19 protein-coding genes are annotated in these 20,196 nt (G+C 30.2%); 18 read left to right on the top strand and 1 reads right to left on the bottom strand.

Going from position 1 to position 20,196, the window contains the following annotated elements:
• Window positions 1-4 precede the first annotated feature (4 nt).
• The 10 genes from WC223_07550 to WC223_07505 all read left to right on the top strand — a co-directional run bounded on the left by WC223_07550 (window position 5) and on the right by WC223_07505 (window position 10,073).
• Window positions 5-2,584 (top strand): AsmA-like C-terminal region-containing protein, encoded by a 2,580-nt coding sequence (locus WC223_07550; GenBank protein ID MFA6924095.1) that lies wholly within the window; start codon window positions 5-7, stop codon window positions 2,582-2,584.
• 129 nt (window positions 2,585-2,713) lie between these two features.
• Window positions 2,714-3,094 (top strand): glycine cleavage system protein GcvH, encoded by a 381-nt coding sequence (gcvH, locus tag WC223_07545; GenBank protein ID MFA6924094.1) that lies wholly within the window; start codon window positions 2,714-2,716, stop codon window positions 3,092-3,094.
• Window positions 3,095-3,213: 119 nt separating this feature from the next.
• Window positions 3,214-3,615, top strand: a complete 402-nt coding sequence (locus tag WC223_07540) for a VanZ family protein (GenBank protein MFA6924093.1) — start codon at window positions 3,214-3,216, stop codon at window positions 3,613-3,615.
• A 41-nt stretch (window positions 3,616-3,656) separates the two neighbouring features.
• On the top strand, window positions 3,657-3,899 hold the full coding sequence (locus tag WC223_07535; protein ID MFA6924092.1) for a hypothetical protein: 243 nt from the start codon (window positions 3,657-3,659) through the stop codon (window positions 3,897-3,899).
• Window positions 3,896-4,834: a substrate-binding domain-containing protein gene (locus WC223_07530; GenBank protein MFA6924091.1), complete on the top strand. Its 939-nt coding sequence runs from the start codon at window positions 3,896-3,898 to the stop codon at window positions 4,832-4,834. Before WC223_07535 ends, WC223_07530 begins: the two co-directional genes overlap by 4 nt.
• A 101-nt stretch (window positions 4,835-4,935) precedes the next feature.
• Complete coding sequence (locus tag WC223_07525) at window positions 4,936-6,630, top strand: tetratricopeptide repeat protein (protein ID MFA6924090.1); 1,695 nt, start codon at window positions 4,936-4,938, stop codon at window positions 6,628-6,630.
• A gap of 88 nt (window positions 6,631-6,718) precedes the next feature.
• Window positions 6,719-7,057 carry a 30S ribosome-binding factor RbfA gene (rbfA, locus tag WC223_07520; protein ID MFA6924089.1) on the top strand — a complete coding sequence of 113 codons (339 nt, stop codon included), beginning with the start codon at window positions 6,719-6,721 and terminating at the stop codon, window positions 7,055-7,057.
• A gap of 57 nt (window positions 7,058-7,114) precedes the next feature.
• Window positions 7,115-7,957, top strand: coding sequence for a class I SAM-dependent methyltransferase (locus WC223_07515; protein ID MFA6924088.1), 843 nt, complete (start codon window positions 7,115-7,117; stop codon window positions 7,955-7,957).
• 123 nt (window positions 7,958-8,080) lie between these two features.
• Window positions 8,081-9,577: a LysM peptidoglycan-binding domain-containing protein gene (locus WC223_07510; protein ID MFA6924087.1), complete on the top strand. Its 1,497-nt coding sequence runs from the start codon at window positions 8,081-8,083 to the stop codon at window positions 9,575-9,577.
• A 154-nt stretch (window positions 9,578-9,731) separates the two neighbouring features.
• The gene (locus tag WC223_07505) at window positions 9,732-10,073 is read left to right on the top strand and encodes a diguanylate cyclase (GenBank protein MFA6924086.1); all 342 of its coding nucleotides are present in this window, start codon (window positions 9,732-9,734) and stop codon (window positions 10,071-10,073) included.
• Between the two features lie 4 nt (window positions 10,074-10,077).
• On the opposite strand, the gene WC223_07500 is transcribed toward WC223_07505, so the two are convergent.
• The gene (locus WC223_07500) at window positions 10,078-10,572 is read right to left on the bottom strand and encodes an SET domain-containing protein (protein ID MFA6924085.1); all 495 of its coding nucleotides are present in this window, start codon (window positions 10,570-10,572) and stop codon (window positions 10,078-10,080) included.
• A gap of 469 nt (window positions 10,573-11,041) precedes the next feature.
• Here WC223_07500 and WC223_07495 point away from each other — a divergent pair, with 469 nt between their 5' ends.
• From WC223_07495 to WC223_07460, 8 genes are all read left to right on the top strand, one after another.
• On the top strand, window positions 11,042-12,037 hold the full coding sequence (locus WC223_07495) for a MoxR family ATPase (GenBank protein ID MFA6924084.1): 996 nt from the start codon (window positions 11,042-11,044) through the stop codon (window positions 12,035-12,037).
• A gap of 132 nt (window positions 12,038-12,169) precedes the next feature.
• The gene (locus tag WC223_07490) at window positions 12,170-13,042 is read left to right on the top strand and encodes a DUF58 domain-containing protein (GenBank protein MFA6924083.1); all 873 of its coding nucleotides are present in this window, start codon (window positions 12,170-12,172) and stop codon (window positions 13,040-13,042) included.
• A 79-nt stretch (window positions 13,043-13,121) separates the two neighbouring features.
• Complete coding sequence (locus tag WC223_07485; GenBank protein MFA6924082.1) at window positions 13,122-14,084, top strand: hypothetical protein; 963 nt, start codon at window positions 13,122-13,124, stop codon at window positions 14,082-14,084.
• A gap of 5 nt (window positions 14,085-14,089) precedes the next feature.
• A complete protein-coding gene (locus WC223_07480; protein MFA6924081.1) occupies window positions 14,090-15,103 on the top strand; it encodes a VWA domain-containing protein in 1,014 nt (337 codons plus the stop codon).
• A gap of 78 nt (window positions 15,104-15,181) precedes the next feature.
• Entirely contained in the window at window positions 15,182-16,228 is a 1,047-nt protein-coding gene (locus WC223_07475) for a VWA domain-containing protein (protein MFA6924080.1), read from the top strand.
• 226 nt (window positions 16,229-16,454) lie between these two features.
• The gene (locus WC223_07470) at window positions 16,455-17,129 is read left to right on the top strand and encodes a tetratricopeptide repeat protein (GenBank protein MFA6924079.1); all 675 of its coding nucleotides are present in this window, start codon (window positions 16,455-16,457) and stop codon (window positions 17,127-17,129) included.
• A gap of 80 nt (window positions 17,130-17,209) precedes the next feature.
• The gene (locus WC223_07465; protein ID MFA6924078.1) at window positions 17,210-19,069 is read left to right on the top strand and encodes a BatD family protein; all 1,860 of its coding nucleotides are present in this window, start codon (window positions 17,210-17,212) and stop codon (window positions 19,067-19,069) included.
• A gap of 6 nt (window positions 19,070-19,075) precedes the next feature.
• A complete protein-coding gene (locus WC223_07460; GenBank protein ID MFA6924077.1) occupies window positions 19,076-19,876 on the top strand; it encodes a tetratricopeptide repeat protein in 801 nt (266 codons plus the stop codon).
• The last annotated feature ends 320 nt before the right edge of the window (window positions 19,877-20,196 follow it).

The following is a 20,196-nucleotide window of genomic DNA, read 5'->3' as shown; positions in this document are numbered from 1 at the left end:
TTAGATGAAAAAATTCCTGAAAATTTTTAAGATTTTTTTTATTACAATATTTTCAATTCTTGTTTTATTTATATCTGCTTGTATTGTTATCGTTTATTTTTACGAAGATGCTGTTAAAAACTTTGCCATACGCGAGTTAAACAAGCAATTGGCAACCGAAATCACGGTAAAAAATGCAGAATTGTCAATTTTAAAAACTTTTCCTTTTGCATCAATAGTTTTTGAAGATGTTACCGCTAAAGATGCTACAAAGCAAATAAATAAAGATAATCTGCTAAAGGCAAAAAAAATATTTCTGCTGTTTAACGTTTACGATATTTTTTATAGAAAATATAAAATAAAAAAAGTTATCATTAATGACGGATTAATAAATTTAAAAGTTTATCAGGAGGATTCCGATAATTACCATTTCTGGAAAACAGTTCCTGATACTGCTAAAACTTCGTTTTCATTTCAACTTCAAAAAGTGGTGTTTAACAACATTGATTTTAAATATTCAAATGAAGAAGTAAATTATAATTTTTCGCTAAATGCAAAAAGAGCAATACTTAAGGGGAATTTTTCTGACAATGAATATACACTAAATACAAATGCCAATTTATATGTAAATTATTTTAAACTCGGAGACATTGATTTTTTTCATAAAGGTGATTTGGAATTATACCTCCTGATAAATGTTAAAAATAATAGCTTATATACAATTTTAGACAGTGATATTAAATTTTCGGAACAGAAGTTTGATATCTCCGGAAGCTTCACTCATTCTTCCAAAATCAAAGATATTAATTTGAAAATTAAAGGTAAAAATCTGGAAGCAGAAAAAGTTTTGAACCGTTTGCCAAAAGAGTATAAAAAATATCTCAGGGAGTATGAAAGTAAAGGAGATTTGTATTTTGTTGCAACTCTGAACGGTAGTTATAAAGGTAAAAATATTCCTTTGCTGAAAGTTGATTTTGGAATTAAAAATGGAGAGTTTATTGAAAAAAAATCATTTATTACTTTAAAAAAGTTGAGTTGCAGTGGTTTCTTTACAAATGGAAAATTGCGGAAACCCGAAAGTTATTTTCTAAACATAAAGAATTTCACCGCATCCATGAATGGCGGCAGCATTAATGCAGATTATGAAATTAAAAATTTTATAAATCCGGTTATAAAATTGACAATGCAGGCAAACTTTGACTTTAAGGATTTACACGATTTTATAAAAATTGATACTCTCGAGGATTTAAAAGGAACTGTCAGGTTAAATGCATCTTTTCTCGGAAAATTTGAAAATTTTGAAAATATATCTGCGCGGGATTTTATAAACAGTAATGCTTCCGGAAATATTTATCTCAGCAATGTCAGCTTCAGAATAAAGAAAAATCCTTTGAAATTCACCGATATTGATGCTTCACTTGTTTTCAGGAATAATGATATGGCTGTTGATAACCTTACCGGAAAAGTTTCCAACACAGATGTGAAAATAAACGGAGTTCTGAAAAATGCACTCGCATATATGATGTTGAGCGGGCAAAGACTAATGATTGAAGCAAATTTATTTTCTTCAAAAATTAATTTTGATGAACTTTTGCAGGACAAATCAACAGGAAGCAAAAGTGCTTATCTACTTTCTTTTCCCAATAATATCGATTTCAATATAAATGCAGATATTGAAAGCATTAAATTTAGGCGATTTGAAGCAAATTACATAAAAGGTAAAATTAAAATAAATGAAAAAGAACTTGTGGCAAATGATGTTTTTTTAAACACAATGAAAGGCAGTGTAAACGCAGATATTACAATTGATGCAAGTCAGAAAAAAGAAATTCTTATTACATGCAATGCCGATATAAAAAAGGTTGATGTAAATAAAATGTTTTATGAATTTGAAAATTTCGGACAAAAAAGCATGAAAGCTGAAAACATCCGCGGCATAATGACTGCAAAAGCACAATTTGCTTCGGTGCTTAATCATAATCTCGAAATAAATCCCGATAAGATTTATACTAAATGTGATGTAACTGTGGAAAAAGGTGAATTGCTAAATTATGAACCGTTGAAAGATTTATCGAAATTTATTAAGCTGAAGGATGTTGAACATATTACCTTTTCCACTTTGAAAAATCAAATTGAAGTAAAAAATAAAATAATAAATATTCCTTCAATGGAAATTAAATCATCGGAGCTTGCTCTTCAGCTCAGAGGAACACATTCATTCAGCAATGAAATAAATTATCATATTAAACTTCAGCTTTCCGAAATACTTGCTAATAAGGCGAAAAAAGCCAAGAAAGAAAATGAGGAATTCGGAGTTGTTGAAGAAGACAACACCGGAAAAACAAACCTATTTATTTCGGTTACAGGTACGGTTGACAACCCCAAATATTCTTACGACACAAAAGGAGTAAAAGAAAATATAATCATCAATTTAGCAAAAGAAAAACAAAACTTAAAAGAGATAATTAAAGATGAATTCAAATGGCTTAAAAAAGATACAACAAAAAACCATAAAACTCTTGAAAATTCTGATATTCCAAAAAAACAGAAAAAGAAAAAAAGCAAAGAAGATGAAGAAAATGATTTTAAAATAAATCTGGAATAATCGTACCTGAATTTTAAATATTTATAATTTTTTTGAAAAAAAAACTCACATTTATTATTGCAATAAAAAAAATAATGTACTTTTGAATTTGAAAAAAGTATTTATTTAAATTATTTAAATTTTAATTATATGAATGTACCCGAAAATTTAAAATACACAAAAGACCATGAATGGTTGAAGGTAACAGGTAATGAAGCTTTGGTTGGTATTACCGATTTTGCTCAAGGCGAACTTGGCGACGTTGTTTACCTCGAAATTGAAACAATGGGTGAAACATTAGAAAAAGAAGAAGCTTTGGGAAGTATCGAAGCAGTGAAAACGGTTTCCGATATATTTATGCCCGTTTCAGGTGAAATTATTGAAAAAAATCCAAAACTTGAATCTAATCCGGAAGTTGTAAACAAAGACCCTTATGGTGAAGGTTGGATGGTGAAAATTAAATTAACCAATCCTAACGAAGTTAATGAATTGCTTTCTGCGGCTGATTATAAAACTTTAATTTCAGCTTAAAGAAAACCACAATAAGTAGAGGCTGTCTCAAAAGTGACTTTTAAGGCAGCTTTTTCTTGTTTTTATACTATATAGCCGAGAATTATCATTTAATCAAATTTAAGAATAATACCCGCAAAATGTTTAGTAAATATAGTTTGCCTTCATTAATCTGGGCTTTAATAATATTTGTTTTCAGCGCCATTCCAGGTAATGATATTTCTGCATTTGATTTCTTGAAAAATATTTCTGCCGACAAAATAGTTCATTTCGGTTTATACTGTGTTTTTAATTTTTTATTAATTTTCGGTTTTAAAAGACAATATACATCCAACCGTTTACGTTATAAATCATATTCATACTCATTTATTATAGCTGTTATTTATGGAGGAATGCTCGAAATTTTTCAAAAATATTTTTTTACAGGCAGAACATGTGATATAATGGATTTCATGGCAAATGTTGCAGGTTGCTTGTCGGGAATTTTTATTTATTGGGCTATTTCAAAAAACCAATTATTTTATTTGAAAAAAATATTTTAGTTTTGTAATTATATAAAGTATAATAAAGTAGTTAATTAAAAATGCCGCAAGGAAAGAAAACATTAAGCATTTCAATGATAATCTTCGGATTTTTCATGGTTGCCGTTTTTATTTTTATCGGACTTGTACTTTTATATAGCTCTTATTACTTGTATATTAAAAAAGAAGTGAGAGTTATTTTCGCATTCTTTTTTATTGTTTATGGGATTTTTCGCCTTGTTAGAACCATATTCAAACTCAAAGAACATAAAGAATTTTACAATAATGAAAATGATGAATTATGAGAAATATTTTAAAAATAAATTTTGCTTTTTTACTGATGTTTGCAATTATTTTTTTTAGTAATTGCAATAATTCAGAAAATAAAATTTCCGAAACTCCCACAAGCGGCGATATTAAAGCAAGTATTGAAGAATCTTATAAGCTTCTTTTTGATACCGAAATTTTTACTTTTCAAACATTTTACAAAAATGCAAAAGTAAATGCTGCATATAAACCCGAAGGCGATGCTCTTGATGATTATTTCAAGGATTCAGTGAGATTTATTGTTATTAACCGAAAACTTACAAAAGACGAAGAAAATAAACTTGTAAGCAAAAGTATTATTCCACGTACAACCAAAATTGCTTATGATGCATTGGCATTTATAGTTAATAAAAATAATGACGATTCTGCTTTTGCTTACGAACAGGTAAAAGAAATTTTTGAAGGAAAAATTTCAAAATGGCAGCAGATAAATAAAAAATCTAAACTATCCGACATGGTAGTAGTTTTTGATAATAATAAATCGTGCAATCCCAGATACATTAAGGAAAAATTCGAATTAAAAAATAATTTCCCTTCATATTGTTTTGCAGTAAATTCTAATCAGGAAGTAATAAATTACGTTGAAAAAAATAAAAATGCACTCGGAATAATAAGTGTAAACTGGCTCAGCGATAATAGCGATTCGGTTACTATTAATTTTTTAAATAAAATAAAAGTAGTTGCTATAGGAAGTGAAAGCGGAGGCAAGCCCGTGAAACCTTATCAGGGTTATATTGCTGATGGCTCTTATCCTTTTACAAGGGAAATATATATGATAAGCCGCGAATCTTTTGCTGGACTTGGTACGGGTTTTGTATCTTTTGTTGCAGGAGAGAAAGGACAAAGAATTATTCTTAAATCAGGACTTGTTCCGGCAATTATGCCTGTTCGGCTTATTGAAGTGAAAAGATAAATAATTAATAAATAATAATTAGTAATGAATAATCAAAAAATATTTGCCATCGTTATTTAAAGGGAATTACTAAATTAATAGAAATTAAAAATTTAAAATATATGTTACGAATTTCAAATAAAAAAACTGTTTTGATACTTGGACTAAGTATTATTTTTTGTTCATTTACGCTGAAAGCACAAGATTTGCAAACTGCAATTAATCTTACCGAAAGTGAACAGTTTGAATCAGCAAAAACTGCTTTTGAAAATTTACTGAAAACTAATTCACAAAATGGTGATGTTTATTATTATTACGGTGAATATCATTTAAAAAAACATTTTACAGATACAGCATCTGTTTCTGTTAAGGATGTGAGCGAACAGGCAACAGCTAATTTCAAAAACGGGATACAAAACGACCCGACAAATCCATTGAATTATGTGGGTTTAGGTAAGATTGCCCTGCTATTTAATGATGCTATTAATGCAAAAATGAATTTTGATAAAGCAGTTTCGTTGTTGCCAAGTAGAACAAACAAAACATCAAAAGTAACCCCCGAAAGACAATCATTGACATACATGAGAATTGCCGAAGCTTATATTAGAGCGGAAAGCAAAGATACAATAATGGTTTTTCCATTAATGAAAAAAATTGAGGACAATGAAAATAAAAATCCCGAATATTTTTTAATTCTTGGAGATGCTTATCTGTTCCTGTTAAACGATGGTTCAAATGCAATTCTTAATTACAAAAAAGCACAGGAACTTGATGCTAAATCTGCTAAAGCAAAGATGCGTCTCGGGCAGTTATGGGTTAGAGCAAAAAAATATACCGATGCACTCGGATTTTATAAAGAAGCAATAAAAGCCGATTCAACATTCGCTCCCGCTTATCGCGAACTTGCGGAGCTTTATTATCTAGCAGGACAATATGATAATGCAAAAAATAATTATAAAAAATATCTTGACTTGTCACCGGGTAATCTTTATGCAAAAGTGAGATATGCTTCTTTTTTATTTTTAGCAAAGGACTATAATGAAGCAATAAACGAAATAAACGAAGTTCTCGAAAAAGACCAATCATACACATATTTATATCGCTTACTGGCATATTCGTATTTTGAATCAAATTCACAATTTGACAAAGGACTTAATGCAATTGAAAAATTCTATAAGGAAACAAAATCCGATAAATTAATTCCTTCGGATTATAAATATTATGGCTTGCTTTTAGCAAAGAATAAAAAGGACTCCATGGCTGTTATTTATTATAAAAAAGCAATTGAAATGGATTCTACTTTTTACGATTTATATACGAATATTGCCATCAGCTATTTGAAACAAAAAAAATATAACGAATCCATAAATGCATTCAATAAAAAAATAAGTTTGCATAAAGCCGGTATTGGTGATTATCTCAATCTTGGCACAACTTATTATACAGTAAAGCAATACGGAAAAGCTGACACAGCTCTGGATTATGTTATTAAAAATAAACCTGATTTGTTGCAGGGCTGGCTGTGGAAAGCAAGAACAAATTCTTCAATCGATTCAACAAGCAAAGAAGGAAGGGCAAAACCATTTTATGAAAAAGTTGTGGAAATTGCAAAAGTTGACTCAGTGAAAAACTCAAAAGAAATATTAGAATCTTATGATTACTTTTCATATTATTATTTCAAATCAAAAGATTATTGCGGCGCAAAAAAATATTACGAAAAAATACTTGCTATAGAACCAAAGAATGAAAAGGCAACAAATGGAATTGCAATTTTAAAACGTTCTGTTCCAAATTTGAGATGTGAAGAAAAACAATAATTTTATCACAAAAATTTCTTTTGCGTTAAATAATTTATAATTGTTTTTATAATCCCAAATATTAAATTCTAAATCCTAAATTATAAACATGGCAACAACCCGTCAAAATAAAGTAGCACGTCTTATTCAAAAAAATCTGAGCGAAATATTTCAGCAAGAAAGTATTAATTATTGCAGGGGTTCTATGATTACCGTTACAAAAGTAAATGTAACTCCTGACCTATCAATAGCACGAACTAATCTCAGCATTTATGGAACAAGCGATAAATCCGCACTTTTAAAAATAGTTAAAGATGATACAAAAGAAATAAGACATAAGCTTGCAGTTAGAATTAAAAATCAGGTGAGAATTATTCCAAATCTCGAATTTTTTATTGACGATTCGCTGGATTACATCGAAAACATTGAAAAACTTCTTAAGAAATAAAATTCAAAAAATATCGAACATCGAACGCCGAATATCGAATAATGAAGTATCTGTCAAATGACCGAAACTGAAAACTCTAAACTGAAAACTACTTTGAACTACGACCCCATAAAAAATATTTTAGGAAAAGTATTTAACAAAAATCTGTTTTTAAGAATCTTGTTTTATAAGTTGCTCGATTTGCTTTTGCTTCGTACATGGCATATAAAAAAAGTATTAAAAAAATGGCTTGCCGATAAAAAAAACATCAATATTCTTGATGCCGGCTCCGGCTTTGGTCAATATTCTTATTTTCTTTCTTCATTTGATAAATCATTTAATATTCTTGGTGTTGATGTAAAAAAAGAACAAATTGATGATTGTAATAATTTTTTTAAAAAAATCGGAAAGAAAAATATAACTTTTGAAACAACTGATTTAACTACGTTTCAAAAACCATATTCATTCGATTTGATTTTATGCGTTGATGTTATGGAGCATATTGAAGAGGATGTTAAAGTATTTGAAAATTTTTATGCTTCATTAAAAATGCAGGGAATGCTGCTGATTTCAACACCTTCGGATATTGGCGGCTCAGATGCCCACGACAGTGATGATGAATCATTCATAGGTGAACATGTTCGTAATGGCTATAATAATGAAGATATAAAAAATAAACTTCTTCAAGCAGGATTTAATAACATTGAAGTAAATTACAGTTACGGAAAGCCCGGAAAATTATCCTGGTTGCTTTCAATGAAATATCCGATATTATTGTTGCATATGTCAAAATTATTTTTAATAATTCTTCCGTTTTATTATATAATTACTTTTCCGTTTAGTTTTGTTCTAAATTACTTTGATGTAGCATCAAAACACAAAAGCGGAACAGGGCTAATAGTAAAAGCAGAAAAACTATAAGTAACAAATTTCTCTGCGTCTTCGCGGTAAATGGCAAATTGTTGAATCATTTCCCGATATAAAAATTAAATTTGTTTAATCGTTTCCCGGAAAACCATGATTATTCATAAAATGTTTTTTGCAGTGAAAAAAAAGAATATAATATCTTTTATATTTTTTTTTGTATCTGTAATTGCATTTTGCCAAAATAAATTACCCAAAGATTCTTTAAAAAATCCCGATTTTATTAAAAAGATTATTACTTATCAAAAATCATATCTTTTCATAAATTACAATTTGAATTATATTGAATGGAATGATTCTTTGGCAATAAAATCTTTTTTTGAAAAGTTCCTTAAAACCGATAAAAGAAAACTTAAAATATTACATATAGGTGATTCGCATATTCAGGCGGATTTATTTACAGGATACGTTCGCAACAGATTACAGGAAAAACTTGGCAAAGGTGGCAGAGGATTTGTTTTTCCTTACGCTGCTGCAAAAACTCATTCTGCGTACGATTACACAACTTCAAGTAAAGGCAAATGGGAATTTTCGAGAAATATTTTTTCTGATGCAAGTTTTGAAATGGGAATATGCGGTGCCTCAATTCATACAAAAGACAGTTCTGCTAGTTTTAAATTTTCTTTTCGGAAAGGTGAATTGGACACCAGTTTTAAAATCATTAAAATATATTTAAAAAAATCAGAACAAAGTTTTAATTTAAAACTTAAAGCTTGCAATACAGAATTACCAATAGAATTAAATTGCAATGAGAAAAATAATTTACCTTATATTTTAATTCATCTTGCTCAAATAAGTGATACTCTAAAATTTGAAATTAATAAAACCGACACTTCGCAGAATTTTCTTGAATGTTACGGAATGCTTATCGAATCGGAGAAAGAGAATGGTATTTTATATTGCAGTGTCGGAATAAACGGAGCGGGTTATACAAGTATATTGCATGAAAAACTTTTGCCTTCTCAATTATACGAATTTAATCCCGATGTGGTGATAATTGATTTAGGTGCTAATGATTTTTACAAAGGTCCTTTTAACAAGGATTTGATGGCAAAAAATCTTTTGTCAATTATTGATACGATAAGAAAATTTTCTCAAGAACCATTAATTATAATTACAAATTCGCAGGATATTTACAGAAGAAGATTGAATATTGCTGCATGCAAGGATTTTTCGGAACTTACAAGAAATATTGCAATGCAGAAAAAATGTGCTTTTTACGATTATTACAATGTCAGCGGCGGAAGATATTCAATGCGAAAATGGCTCTCAAATAAACTTGCAAAAAAAGATAAGGTTCATTTAACAACAGAAGGATATTGCGTAAAAGGCGAACTTTTCGTTAATGCAATCTTGAATTCATATTACTTTTATTTAACAGGAAACAGAATAAAAACTGATACTTTAATAATGCCACAGCAAAAAGCAGAATCCGAAAAAAACAAAACTAAAAAAAATATAAATAATTCAGGTCAGCACTTAACCCACGTTGTTTCACAAGGAGAAACACTTTCTGAAATCGCGCTGAAAAATCATGTAACCGTAAAACAAATAATGAAACTTAATAATTTAAAAAGCGATAAAATAAAACCTAAAATGGTGTTGATTATAAAATAGATTTCTGTCTATAATATTCACCCACTTCGAAATTCGACATTCAGTGTTCGATATTCGATATTTTTTAATAAATTTTAAATAAAAAATAATGAACATCGAATGTCGGATAATGAAGTATTAGAACATTTTTTAACAAACACTTTAATTTTCTATTATGACAAAAAACAACTGGATTGAAGAATTTGACGCTGCTATAACCGTATGCAATAAAGAAGGTGTTATTATTTACATGAATAAAAAAGCAATAGCTACATTTGATAAATACGGCGGAGCAAAATTAAAGGGAACAAATGTGTTGAATTGTCATCCCGAATCTGCCCGTTCAAAACTAAAAGAGATGCTTATTTCTGAAAAATCTAACATTTATACCATAGAAAAAGAGGGAATAAAAAAAATAATAATTCAAAAGCCATGGTATGATAAGGGAAAGCAAAACGGTATTGTCGAAATATCTGTTGAAATACCTGCTCAAATGGAGCATTTTGTGAGATATTAAAAAATTATACTGACAACCGACAACCAACAACTGATTTCTCATTTATTTTCTTCAAATGTTTTGCACAAGAATTTATTAATTTTAATTTTTGTTCAACGTTTAAATATTTGAATCCTTTTATAAAACCAAAACAATTTTCCGATTTGCAGTCGCATTTGAATGGTGCAGCCATGTCATATTCTGTTGTGAGATAATTGAAAGTTAAATGTTCTTCTTCCGCAATTTTATGTTTTGCACGAAAGGTCATGTCTTCGGTTTTGAAATAACAATTCGGTTCACACGCATGATTCATGTATTGCCATAAAGAATCCAAATTGTCGCTTATTTCAATTTTTTCATGAACTTCAACGTGCTTGCCAACATCAATCTGTAGGGAATATCGTGTGGGATTTTCAATTATTTTTATGCGTTCCACTTTAAAAATAATTTCATCTTTTAAAATTTCAGATGTTGAATAAATTCCGAAACTTTTATCTATTTTTTTAAGTTCTATTTTCATTATTTTGACTTTATGTAAAAATACTATTTCAGGGCTAAAGCACGTTTAGTTTATGTTTTATACAGGTTATCTTAAATGTGCTCCGTGTAACTCTGTGCATTCTCTGTGGTTCTCTGTGTTATTTTTTATTTTATTGTTACACGGAGATTCACAGAGTTGTCACTGAGAGCCACAGAGAGAAAAAAAACTAAAATTTTATTTTTGAGACTGCCTTTACAAATATACACACTTTTGGACTTTAATCCTGATTTTAAACAAATGTTTTCAACGTATTTTAAAAATTTTCTTTTCACTAATTATTTTATTCGAACAATACAGATTATTTAATTATTCAATTCGTTTTGTTTTCTGAAACAAAGCAAAATACGTTTAACAATTTTTAACAAAACATCTAACAAATTTTAACTAATCCGATTTGGATTGATGGTGCGATTGTAAATATTTTTGTTCAATTAAAAAATTAAAAACTATGCAGGAACATATTGATATAAAAGAATTAAACGAACGCATTCAGCGTGAATCTTCTTTCATCGACATTCTGACAATGGAAATAAATAAAGTTATCATTGGTCAGAAACAAATGCTCGAACGGCTTTTAATCGGCTTGCTTTCGAATGGACATATACTTTTGGAAGGGGTTCCGGGATTGGCAAAAACTCTTGCCATTAAATCTCTTGCAGAATGTATAAACGCAAAATTCAGCAGAATTCAATTTACACCTGATTTGCTTCCGGCTGACCTTGTAGGCACAATGATTTTCAGTCCAAAAAAGGAAGAATTTTTTGTAAAAAAAGGACCTCTTTTTTCAAATTTTATTTTAGCCGATGAAATAAATCGTGCTCCGGCAAAAGTACAGAGTGCTTTATTGGAAGCAATGCAGGAACGCCAGATTACAATTGGCGAAAATACATACAAACTTGAAGAGCCGTTTTTAGTTCTTGCCACTCAAAATCCTATAGAGCAGGAAGGAACATATCCTTTGCCTGAAGCGCAGGTTGACCGTTTCATGCTGAAAATTGTAATCACTTATCCTTCGAAAGAAGAAGAAAAACTTATTATAAGAGAAAATATTGCAGAAAAATTCCCAACGGTAAATAAGGTGTTAAGTCCTGAAGATATTATTAAAGCAAGAAACATCGTGAGAGAAGTATACATGGACGAAAAAATCGAAACTTATATAACCGACATTGTTTTTGCAACAAGATTTCCCGAAAATTATAAATTACAAAATTTAAAAGAATTGATTAGTTATGGTGCCTCACCGCGTGCAAGCATTTATCTTGCACTTGCATCAAAAGCTTATGCTTTCATAAAACGCAGAGGTTATGTAATTCCCGAAGATGTGCGAGCAGTTTGTCATGATGTGCTGCGTCACCGAATTGGCTTGACTTACGAAGCAGAAGCCGAAAACGTAAACAGCGAAGACATAATCAATCAGGTGCTGAATACGGTTGAAGTACCTTGATTAGTTTTCAGTTACTGGTTGTTGAAACTTTGAACTCTAAACATTAATCGGAATTATTGAATTAATAAAGGTTCGCAGAAACAAACCTAAACAACTTTAAACATTAAACTAAAAACCTTAAACTTTTTGTGTGTGGAAACTTCCGAGCTTTTAAAAAAGGTCAGAAAAATTGAAATTAAAACACGAGGACTATCCCATCATATTTTTTCGGGTGAGTATCACAGTGCTTTTAAAGGCAAAGGAATGACCTTCAGTGAAGTTCGCGAATACACTTTCGGTGATGATACAAGAATGATTGACTGGAACGTTACTGCCCGTTTTAATCACCCATTTGTAAAAGTTTTTGAAGAAGAAAGAGAACTGACGGTTATGGTTTTGATAGATGTCAGCAACTCGGGAATTTTTGGAACTAAAAAACAATTTAAAAGAGATGTGATTACTGAAATTGCGGCAGTACTTGCTTTTTCGGCAATTCAGAATAATGATAAAGTTGGAGTGCTCTTTTTCAGCAATAAAATTGAAAAATTTATTCCACCAAAAAAAGGAACAACACACATACTCAGAATTATCAGGGAACTGCTCACATTTGAATCACAAAATAAAGAAACAAGTATTACAGAAGCATTAAGATATTTTACAAACGCAATTAAAAAAAGATGTATTGCATTTTTAATTTCAGATTTTATTGATAAGGATTTTGATAATGCTCTGAAAATAGCAGGAAAGAAGCATGATTTAGTCGCATTGAAAATCTATGACAAAAGAGAAAAAGAAATTCCGTCTTTAGGTTTGGTAAAACTTAAAGATGCAGAAACAGAAAATATTATTTCTGTTGATACTTCAAGCAGGAATGTAAGAGAATCATATAACAAATGGTGGCTTATAAATGAATCTAAACTTTATGAAATATTTTCAAAAAGCGGTGTTGATTTTGTCAATATCAGAACTGATGAGGATTATATTAAGCCATTGATGAGGTTGTTTAAGAAAAGAGGAACAAAATAGTTTAGAGTTTTCAGTTTGAAGTTGGAGCAACTAACTAACTGAAAACTGAGAACTGAAAACTAAAAACTGAAAACTAACAATGAACAAAAAGTTAAATACATTAATAATATTATCAATTTTAATCAGCAGCTTTTCTTTTTCCCAAGAGCCGGCTGTTAATGCGAAACTTGAAAAAAGCACAATAACTATCGGCGACCAGATAAAACTTAATATTCAAATTAAAGCATCGGAAAATTATGTTATAACTTTTCCTATTGTTGGTGATACAATAATTAAAAAAATAGATGTCATTGGTAAATCAAAAATTGATACGGTTTTGTCGGCAGATAAAAAAATAAAAACTTTAACACAATCTCTATATATCACTTCTTACGACTCGGGTTACTGGGCAATTCCACCGTTTGAGTTTACCATTAATTTAAAAAATGATACAACAAAGAAGAAGTTACTTACAGAAGCAATGTTGCTTCAGGTAAAGACAATTCCTGTTGATACTACAAAAGCAATAAAAGATATTAAGCCACCATTTGTTGCACCAATAACTTTCAGGGAACTGCTTCCATATATTTTATCGGTATTAGGTGGAATAATAATTATTGTTTTAATAATTTACATTATAATTAAAATAAAAAGGAAAGAGCCAATATTAAAATTCACAAAACCAAAATTGCCTCCGCATGAAATAGCATTGCTCGAATTGAACAAATTGCGTGAAAGCAAACTCTGGCAGCAAAACATGGAGAAATTATATTATGTTAAACTTTCGGACATTATGAGAATTTATATTGAAGGAAGGTTTAATGTTATCGCTATGGAAATGACAACCGATGAGATTTTAAAAAGATTTGAGAAAATTGAAATAACCATAGAAATAAAAAATAAACTCAAACAGATTTTGATATTATCGGATTTTGTGAAGTTTGCAAAGCTGCATCCATTGCCGAATGAAAATGACATAAGTTTGAATAATGCATTTGATTTTGTTAATGAAACAAAACCGATACCGGAACAAACAGAAAATACAGAAACAAAAATCAGTTGATTTATATGGAATATCTGAAAGAATATTTCTTTTTAAAAACATATCACAACGAATATTATTTGCTTTTGCTGCTCATTATTCCGGCATTGTTAGCGTGGTATTTGTATAAGCGAAAGAAAATAAATGCAGCTCTTCAAATTTCAACTATTGAGGGATTTGATAAAAAAAATAAAACAATGCGACAGAGATTGCAACACATTTTATTTGTTTTAAGAATTATAATTGTTGCATTGCTGATTATTGCTCTTGCCCGCCCGCAATCGAGCAAAAGCAGAAAAGATGTTACCGTTGAAGGCATTGATATTGTTTTAACAATGGATATTTCGGGCAGTATGCTTGCCGAGGACTTTAAGCCAAACCGCCTTGAAGCTGCAAAAGAAGTTGCAATGGAATTTATTGACGGCAGACCTGATGACAGAATTGGACTTGTTGTATTCAGCGGAGAAAGCTTTACTCAATGTCCTTTGACTACCGACCACATAGTATTAAAAAATCTTTTCAGCAAAATAGAAAGCGGAATGATTGAAGACGGAACCGCTATTGGCGATGGTTTGGCAACTTCCGTAAACCGCCTGAAAAACAGTAAAGCAAAAAGTAAAGTTATAATTCTTTTAACCGATGGCGTTAATAACAGAGGTTTCATTGACCCTATAACTGCTGCCGAAATAATTAAAAAATTCGGAATAAGAGTTTATACCATTGGCGTGGGTAAAATTGGGATGGCACCTTATCCGTTTAAAACACCTTTCGGAATTCAGTATGAAAATATTGAAGTTAAAATTGACGAGCCATTACTGAAAAATATTTCGGCAATGACTGATGGCAAGTATTTTCGCGCTATAAATAAAACTAAATTAAGGGAAATTTATTCCGAAATAGATAAACTCGAAAAATCAAAAATTGATGTTACCGAATATCATAAAAAACAAGAAAAATATTTACCATTGGTTTTGCTTGTGGCATTTTTGTTTTTGGGTGAAATTGTTTTGAGATATACTTATTTCAAACAAATACCTTAAGGATGATTTAGGAATTGGGATTTACAAATTAGGATTTACGATTTTTTTAAATGAAAACTATAAACTGAAAACTAAAGAATGTTTCGATTTGAAAATATAAATTATCTCTACGGATTAATATTAATTCCTTTGTTGGTGGGGTTGTATTTGCTTTATCTTGTTTGGAAGAAAAGAGCAATCAGCAAATTTGGAGATATTGATGTTATAAAAAATTTATTTTCTGATTATTCATCCGCACTTAATCTGATAAAATTTATTATTTTACTTTTTGCATTTACCTTTATTATACTTGCAATTGCTAATCCACAGGTAGGTTCAAAAATCGAAAAAGTAAAACGAAAAGGTGTTGACCTGATGATTGCACTTGATGTTTCAAACAGCATGCTTGCCGAGGATATTAAGCCGAACAGATTAATTCGGGCAAAACAGGCAATTTCAAAACTTATTGACAGATTTGAAGATGACAGAATCGGAATTATTGTTTTTGCTGGGAAAGCATATACGCAATTACCTATAACAACCGATTATGCAGCTACTGATTTATTCATGTCAAATGTAAATACTGATATTATTCCCGTTCAAGGAACAGCGATTGGTGCGGCAATTGCTCTTGCGGTAGAATCTTTTCCAAAAGAAAACACAAAAAGAAGCAGAGCAATAATAATTATTACAGATGGCGAAAACCACGAGGATGATGCAATTGCTTCAGCTAAAGAAGTTGCAAAAAAAGATATTGTCATTTATACTATCGGCATGGGCTCGCCTGAAGGCGTTCCTATACCTCAAAAATATTCGGGAATGGCAATGGGTTACAAAAAAGATAGAGAAGGGAATACTGTAGTTACAAAACTTGATGAAGCACAATTGCAGCAGATAGCTAAAGCTGGCAACGGTGTATACGCGAGAGCAACAAACACAGATATAGGACTTAATGCAATATTCGATGAAATTGGAAAAATGCAAAAGAAAGAAATTGAAACAAAAGTTTATTCGGATTACGAGGACTATTTCCAGCCGTGTATTGCAATTGCATTATTTTTTGTTATTTTAGAAATTTTATTGCTCGAAAGAAAATATAAATGGATGAAAAACGTTAAGTTTTTTGAAGTGAAAAAAAATAATTAAAAAATTAAAAGATTTAAAGATTAAATGAAGTTTAATTTTTAAAAATAAATTTATCAGAACAAACCCGTTAGGGTTTGAATGTTTGTAGCCCCGTGCTGAAGCACGGGGTAAAGAAATGCCAATGTTAAGCGTCGCAAGCAGAAAGTTTTTTAATTTATAAAATGTATTATGCGACGCAAAATAGATAGTTTATAAACAGGTATAAATTGAAAGATTAAAAAATTAAATGAAAAAGATTTTTATAATTTTACAGATTATTTTTATTTCTTTTACTGCTTTTTCGCAAAATGCTGATAAGCTCATTAGAGATGGGAATAAAGAATATAAGGATGGCAAGTATAATCCTGCTGAAATTAATTACAGAAAAGCACTTGGGAAAAAGAAAAATAGTTTAAAGGCAAATTATAATCTTGGTGATGCTTTATATAAACAGGAAAAATATGAAGAGGCAAGTAAAATATATCAGGAACTTATTACTTCAACAAAAAACAAAGATACACTTTCAAAAATATATCATAACCTTGGAAATTCACTGCTGAAGCAGAAAAAATATGAAGAAAGTATAAATTCATATAAGCAGGCGCTTAAAAATAAACCCGACGATAAGGATACTAAATATAATCTGTCTTATGCTTTAAGGATGATTAAAGAAGAACAGAAAAAACAAAATCAGAAGAATAAAAATGATAAAAACAAAAATGACAAAAAAAATCAACAGCAAAAACAACAAAAAAACAACGAAGATAAAAACAAACAGCAGCAACAACAAAAACAACAGTTGTCAAAAGAAGACGCTGAAAGAATTCTTGAAGCAATGAAAAATCAGGAAAAAAATACTAATGATAAATTAAAAAAAGAAAAAGCCGTAAAAGCAAATGCAAAAATTGAAAAGGATTGGTAGAAGAAGTACTTCAAGTACTTAAAGTTAGAGACAATTTAGCAATTATACAATTCAACAAAAAAGTTAGCTGACAAAGAATAATGAATAAGAATTTAAACATATTAATTATAACTTTTTTAATTCTATTTTCAAATGCGTCATATTCGCAAAAGCTCACTGCATCTGCGAATGAAACGCAGGTTTTTATAAATTCACAGTTGCAGGTTACATATTCTCTGACAGGCGGTTCGGCTGATAATTTTTATCCTCCTTCATTTAAAGGTTTTCAGGTTGTCGGGCAGTCCACATCTTCGGGAGGAGGAATGACGATTATTGTCAACGGAAAAGTTGTTCAGGGCGGTGGAGGAGAGGAGCAGTGGATTTATTTTCTTGTTCCAACTTCTATCGGTAAATTTACAATTGACGCGGCAATGGCAACAGTTAACGGGAAAAAAATACAATCAAATACATTAACAATAGAAGTTGTTAGCAGCGGAAGTAAAACCGCAAAACAACAAAATCAATCTAACCAAAATATACCTGATGTAAAAGACAAGGATATTTTTGTGAAAGCTTTTGTTAATAAAAATAATCCATTGCAGGGCGAGCAAATAATAGTTACATATAAAATTTATACAAGAGTTCCGATTTCACAATATACAATTGACAAACTTTCGCAATTTTCAGGTTTTTGGTCGCAGGATTTACTCAAAGAAAATGAAAAAATAAAACAATCTAACGAAACAATTAACGGCGTTACCTATGTAGTTGCAGAAATAAGAAAAGTTGCCCTTTTCCCGCAAAAAAGCGGAACTCTCACTATTGCTCCTCTCGAAATCGAATGTCTTGCACAAATAAAAATCAAAACAAAACGAAATGACCCCTTTGCCGATTTTTTTAAAGACCCTTTTTTCAGCAATTTTCCTGACCCCTTTGCAGAATCATACCAGAATGTTAAAAAAAGTCTGAAATCAAATGCACTTGCAATTAATGTCAAGCCATTGCCATCAGCAAATAAACCTGATGATTTTAAAGGAACAGTGGGAAGCTTTTCTTTAAGTTCGCAAATTGATAAAACAAAACTTAAAACTAACGAAGCGGCAAATCTGAAATTTACAATTTCGGGTACTGGAAATATTAAACTTGTTGAAAAGCCCGCTCTTTCTTTTCCTCCCGATTTGGAAACTTATGACCCGAAAATAAATGATAATATAAATAACATCCTATCGGGAATTTCGGGTAGCAGGACTTTTGAATATCTTGTAATACCAAGAAGTGCAGGAACATTTAAAATAAAACCTGTTTCATTTTCATATTTTGATTTGAATAAAAATAAATACATAACTTTAACTTCTCCCGAATACACTTTACGGGTTGAAAAAGGAAGCGGCAACGAAGCAGGTGCTGTTGTAACGGGCATTAATAAAGAAGAATTGAAATATCTGGGAAGTGATATTCAGTTTATAAAAAATCAGAAATTCGCACTAAAACCTTTAGGAATATATTTTTATAATTCACTTAACTTTTATTTGCTTCTGCTCATTCCGTTTTTATTATTTTTAATCTTTGTATTTTTAAATAGAAAGCGAATAAAAGAAAACAGCAACATTGTTCTGGTAAAATACAAAAGAGCCACTAAAGTTGCACGTAAGCATTTGAAAACGGCAAATAAATTCCTGAAAGAAAATAATAAGGAAAAATTTTATGACGAAATGTTCAAGGCAATGTGGGGATACATTGGCGATAAACTCAGCATTCCTGTTTCCGACCTCACAAAAGATAATATGGTTGAAACTCTTAAAATGAAAAATGTGGAAGAAGAATTAATAAATAAATATCTCGAAATATTGAATTATTGCGAATTTGCACGATTTGCTCCCTCGGGCGAATTAACGGAAATGAAAAATTTGTATTCAAAAACTATTGATTTAATAAGTGAACTTGAACAAAAAATAAAATAAATAATAATGAATAATGTTTTTAGCATAAATCGAGATTCTTTTCTCCGTTATGTGAGGTTTATTGTTTGTGGTTTATTGTTTGTGGTTATTGGTTTTAGAGTTGCTGCTGAGAATAACCAAAACGTAATTGATAAAGCAAATCAATTATATCAGAAAGGAAAATACGAGGATGCATTGAAGTTATACAAAAAGGTTATTGATAGCGGATTCGAAGCTGCCGAATTGTATTACAATATCGGTAATGCGTATTATAAAACGAACAATATTCCATCGGCAATTTTATATTTCGAAAAAGCAAAAAAACTTTCTCCCAATGACGACGCCATTGACCATAATATTTATATTGCAAATCTGAAAACTCTTGATAAAATTGAAGTGATACCAAAGTTTTTTATTGCAAGATGGTTTAATAAAATTGGGGATTTTTATTCCACTGACAGATGGGCAAAGGCAATAATATTTTCATTTATAATTTTATTATTGTCTTTATCAGTATTTATTTTTACTCGTTCTGTTTTTCTAAAAAAACTATCATTCAGTTTAATGTTGATATTTTTTATTGCTACGGTTTTCATATTTGTTTTTGCACAAATACAATATAGCAAAGTAAAAGATAATAAAGAAGCAATTATATTTCTGCCGAGTGTAACTACAAAAAGCTCTCCCGACGAAAAAAGCACCGACCTTTTCATACTTCACGAAGGAACAAAAGTTAAAATAACAGATAATATCAACGAATGGAGCGAAATAAAACTTCCCAACGGCTCTATTGGCTGGCTCAAATCAAATTCGTTTGAAGTGATTTAGTTTACTGACGGGGCTGTCTCAAAAGTAAAATTTTTATTGTTTTTTTCTCTGTGGCTATCTGTGCCAATTCCGTGAAACTCTGTGTAACAATAAAATAAAAAATTACACTGAGAGCCACAGAGAATGCACAGAGTTACACAGAGTACTTTTGAGACAACCTCGTCAGTAAAATACAGTTAGTCCAAATCCTAAATTTATATAACTTTATATTTTTTATTTCGTTTAATCAAAAGAATTCCTCGAGGCTCTGCCTCGGGGTCAAAAATAAAGAAAAAAACAGTAATTTTAACGTGTGAGTGAACATATATTCAAAAGACATA

This window comes from Bacteroidales bacterium, from assembly GCA_041671145.1.
Classification (GTDB): domain Bacteria; phylum Bacteroidota; class Bacteroidia; order Bacteroidales; family JAHJDW01; genus JAQUPB01.
The sequence above is the reverse complement of the archived record's forward strand: the minus strand, read 5'-3'. Positions and strand labels throughout refer to the sequence as shown.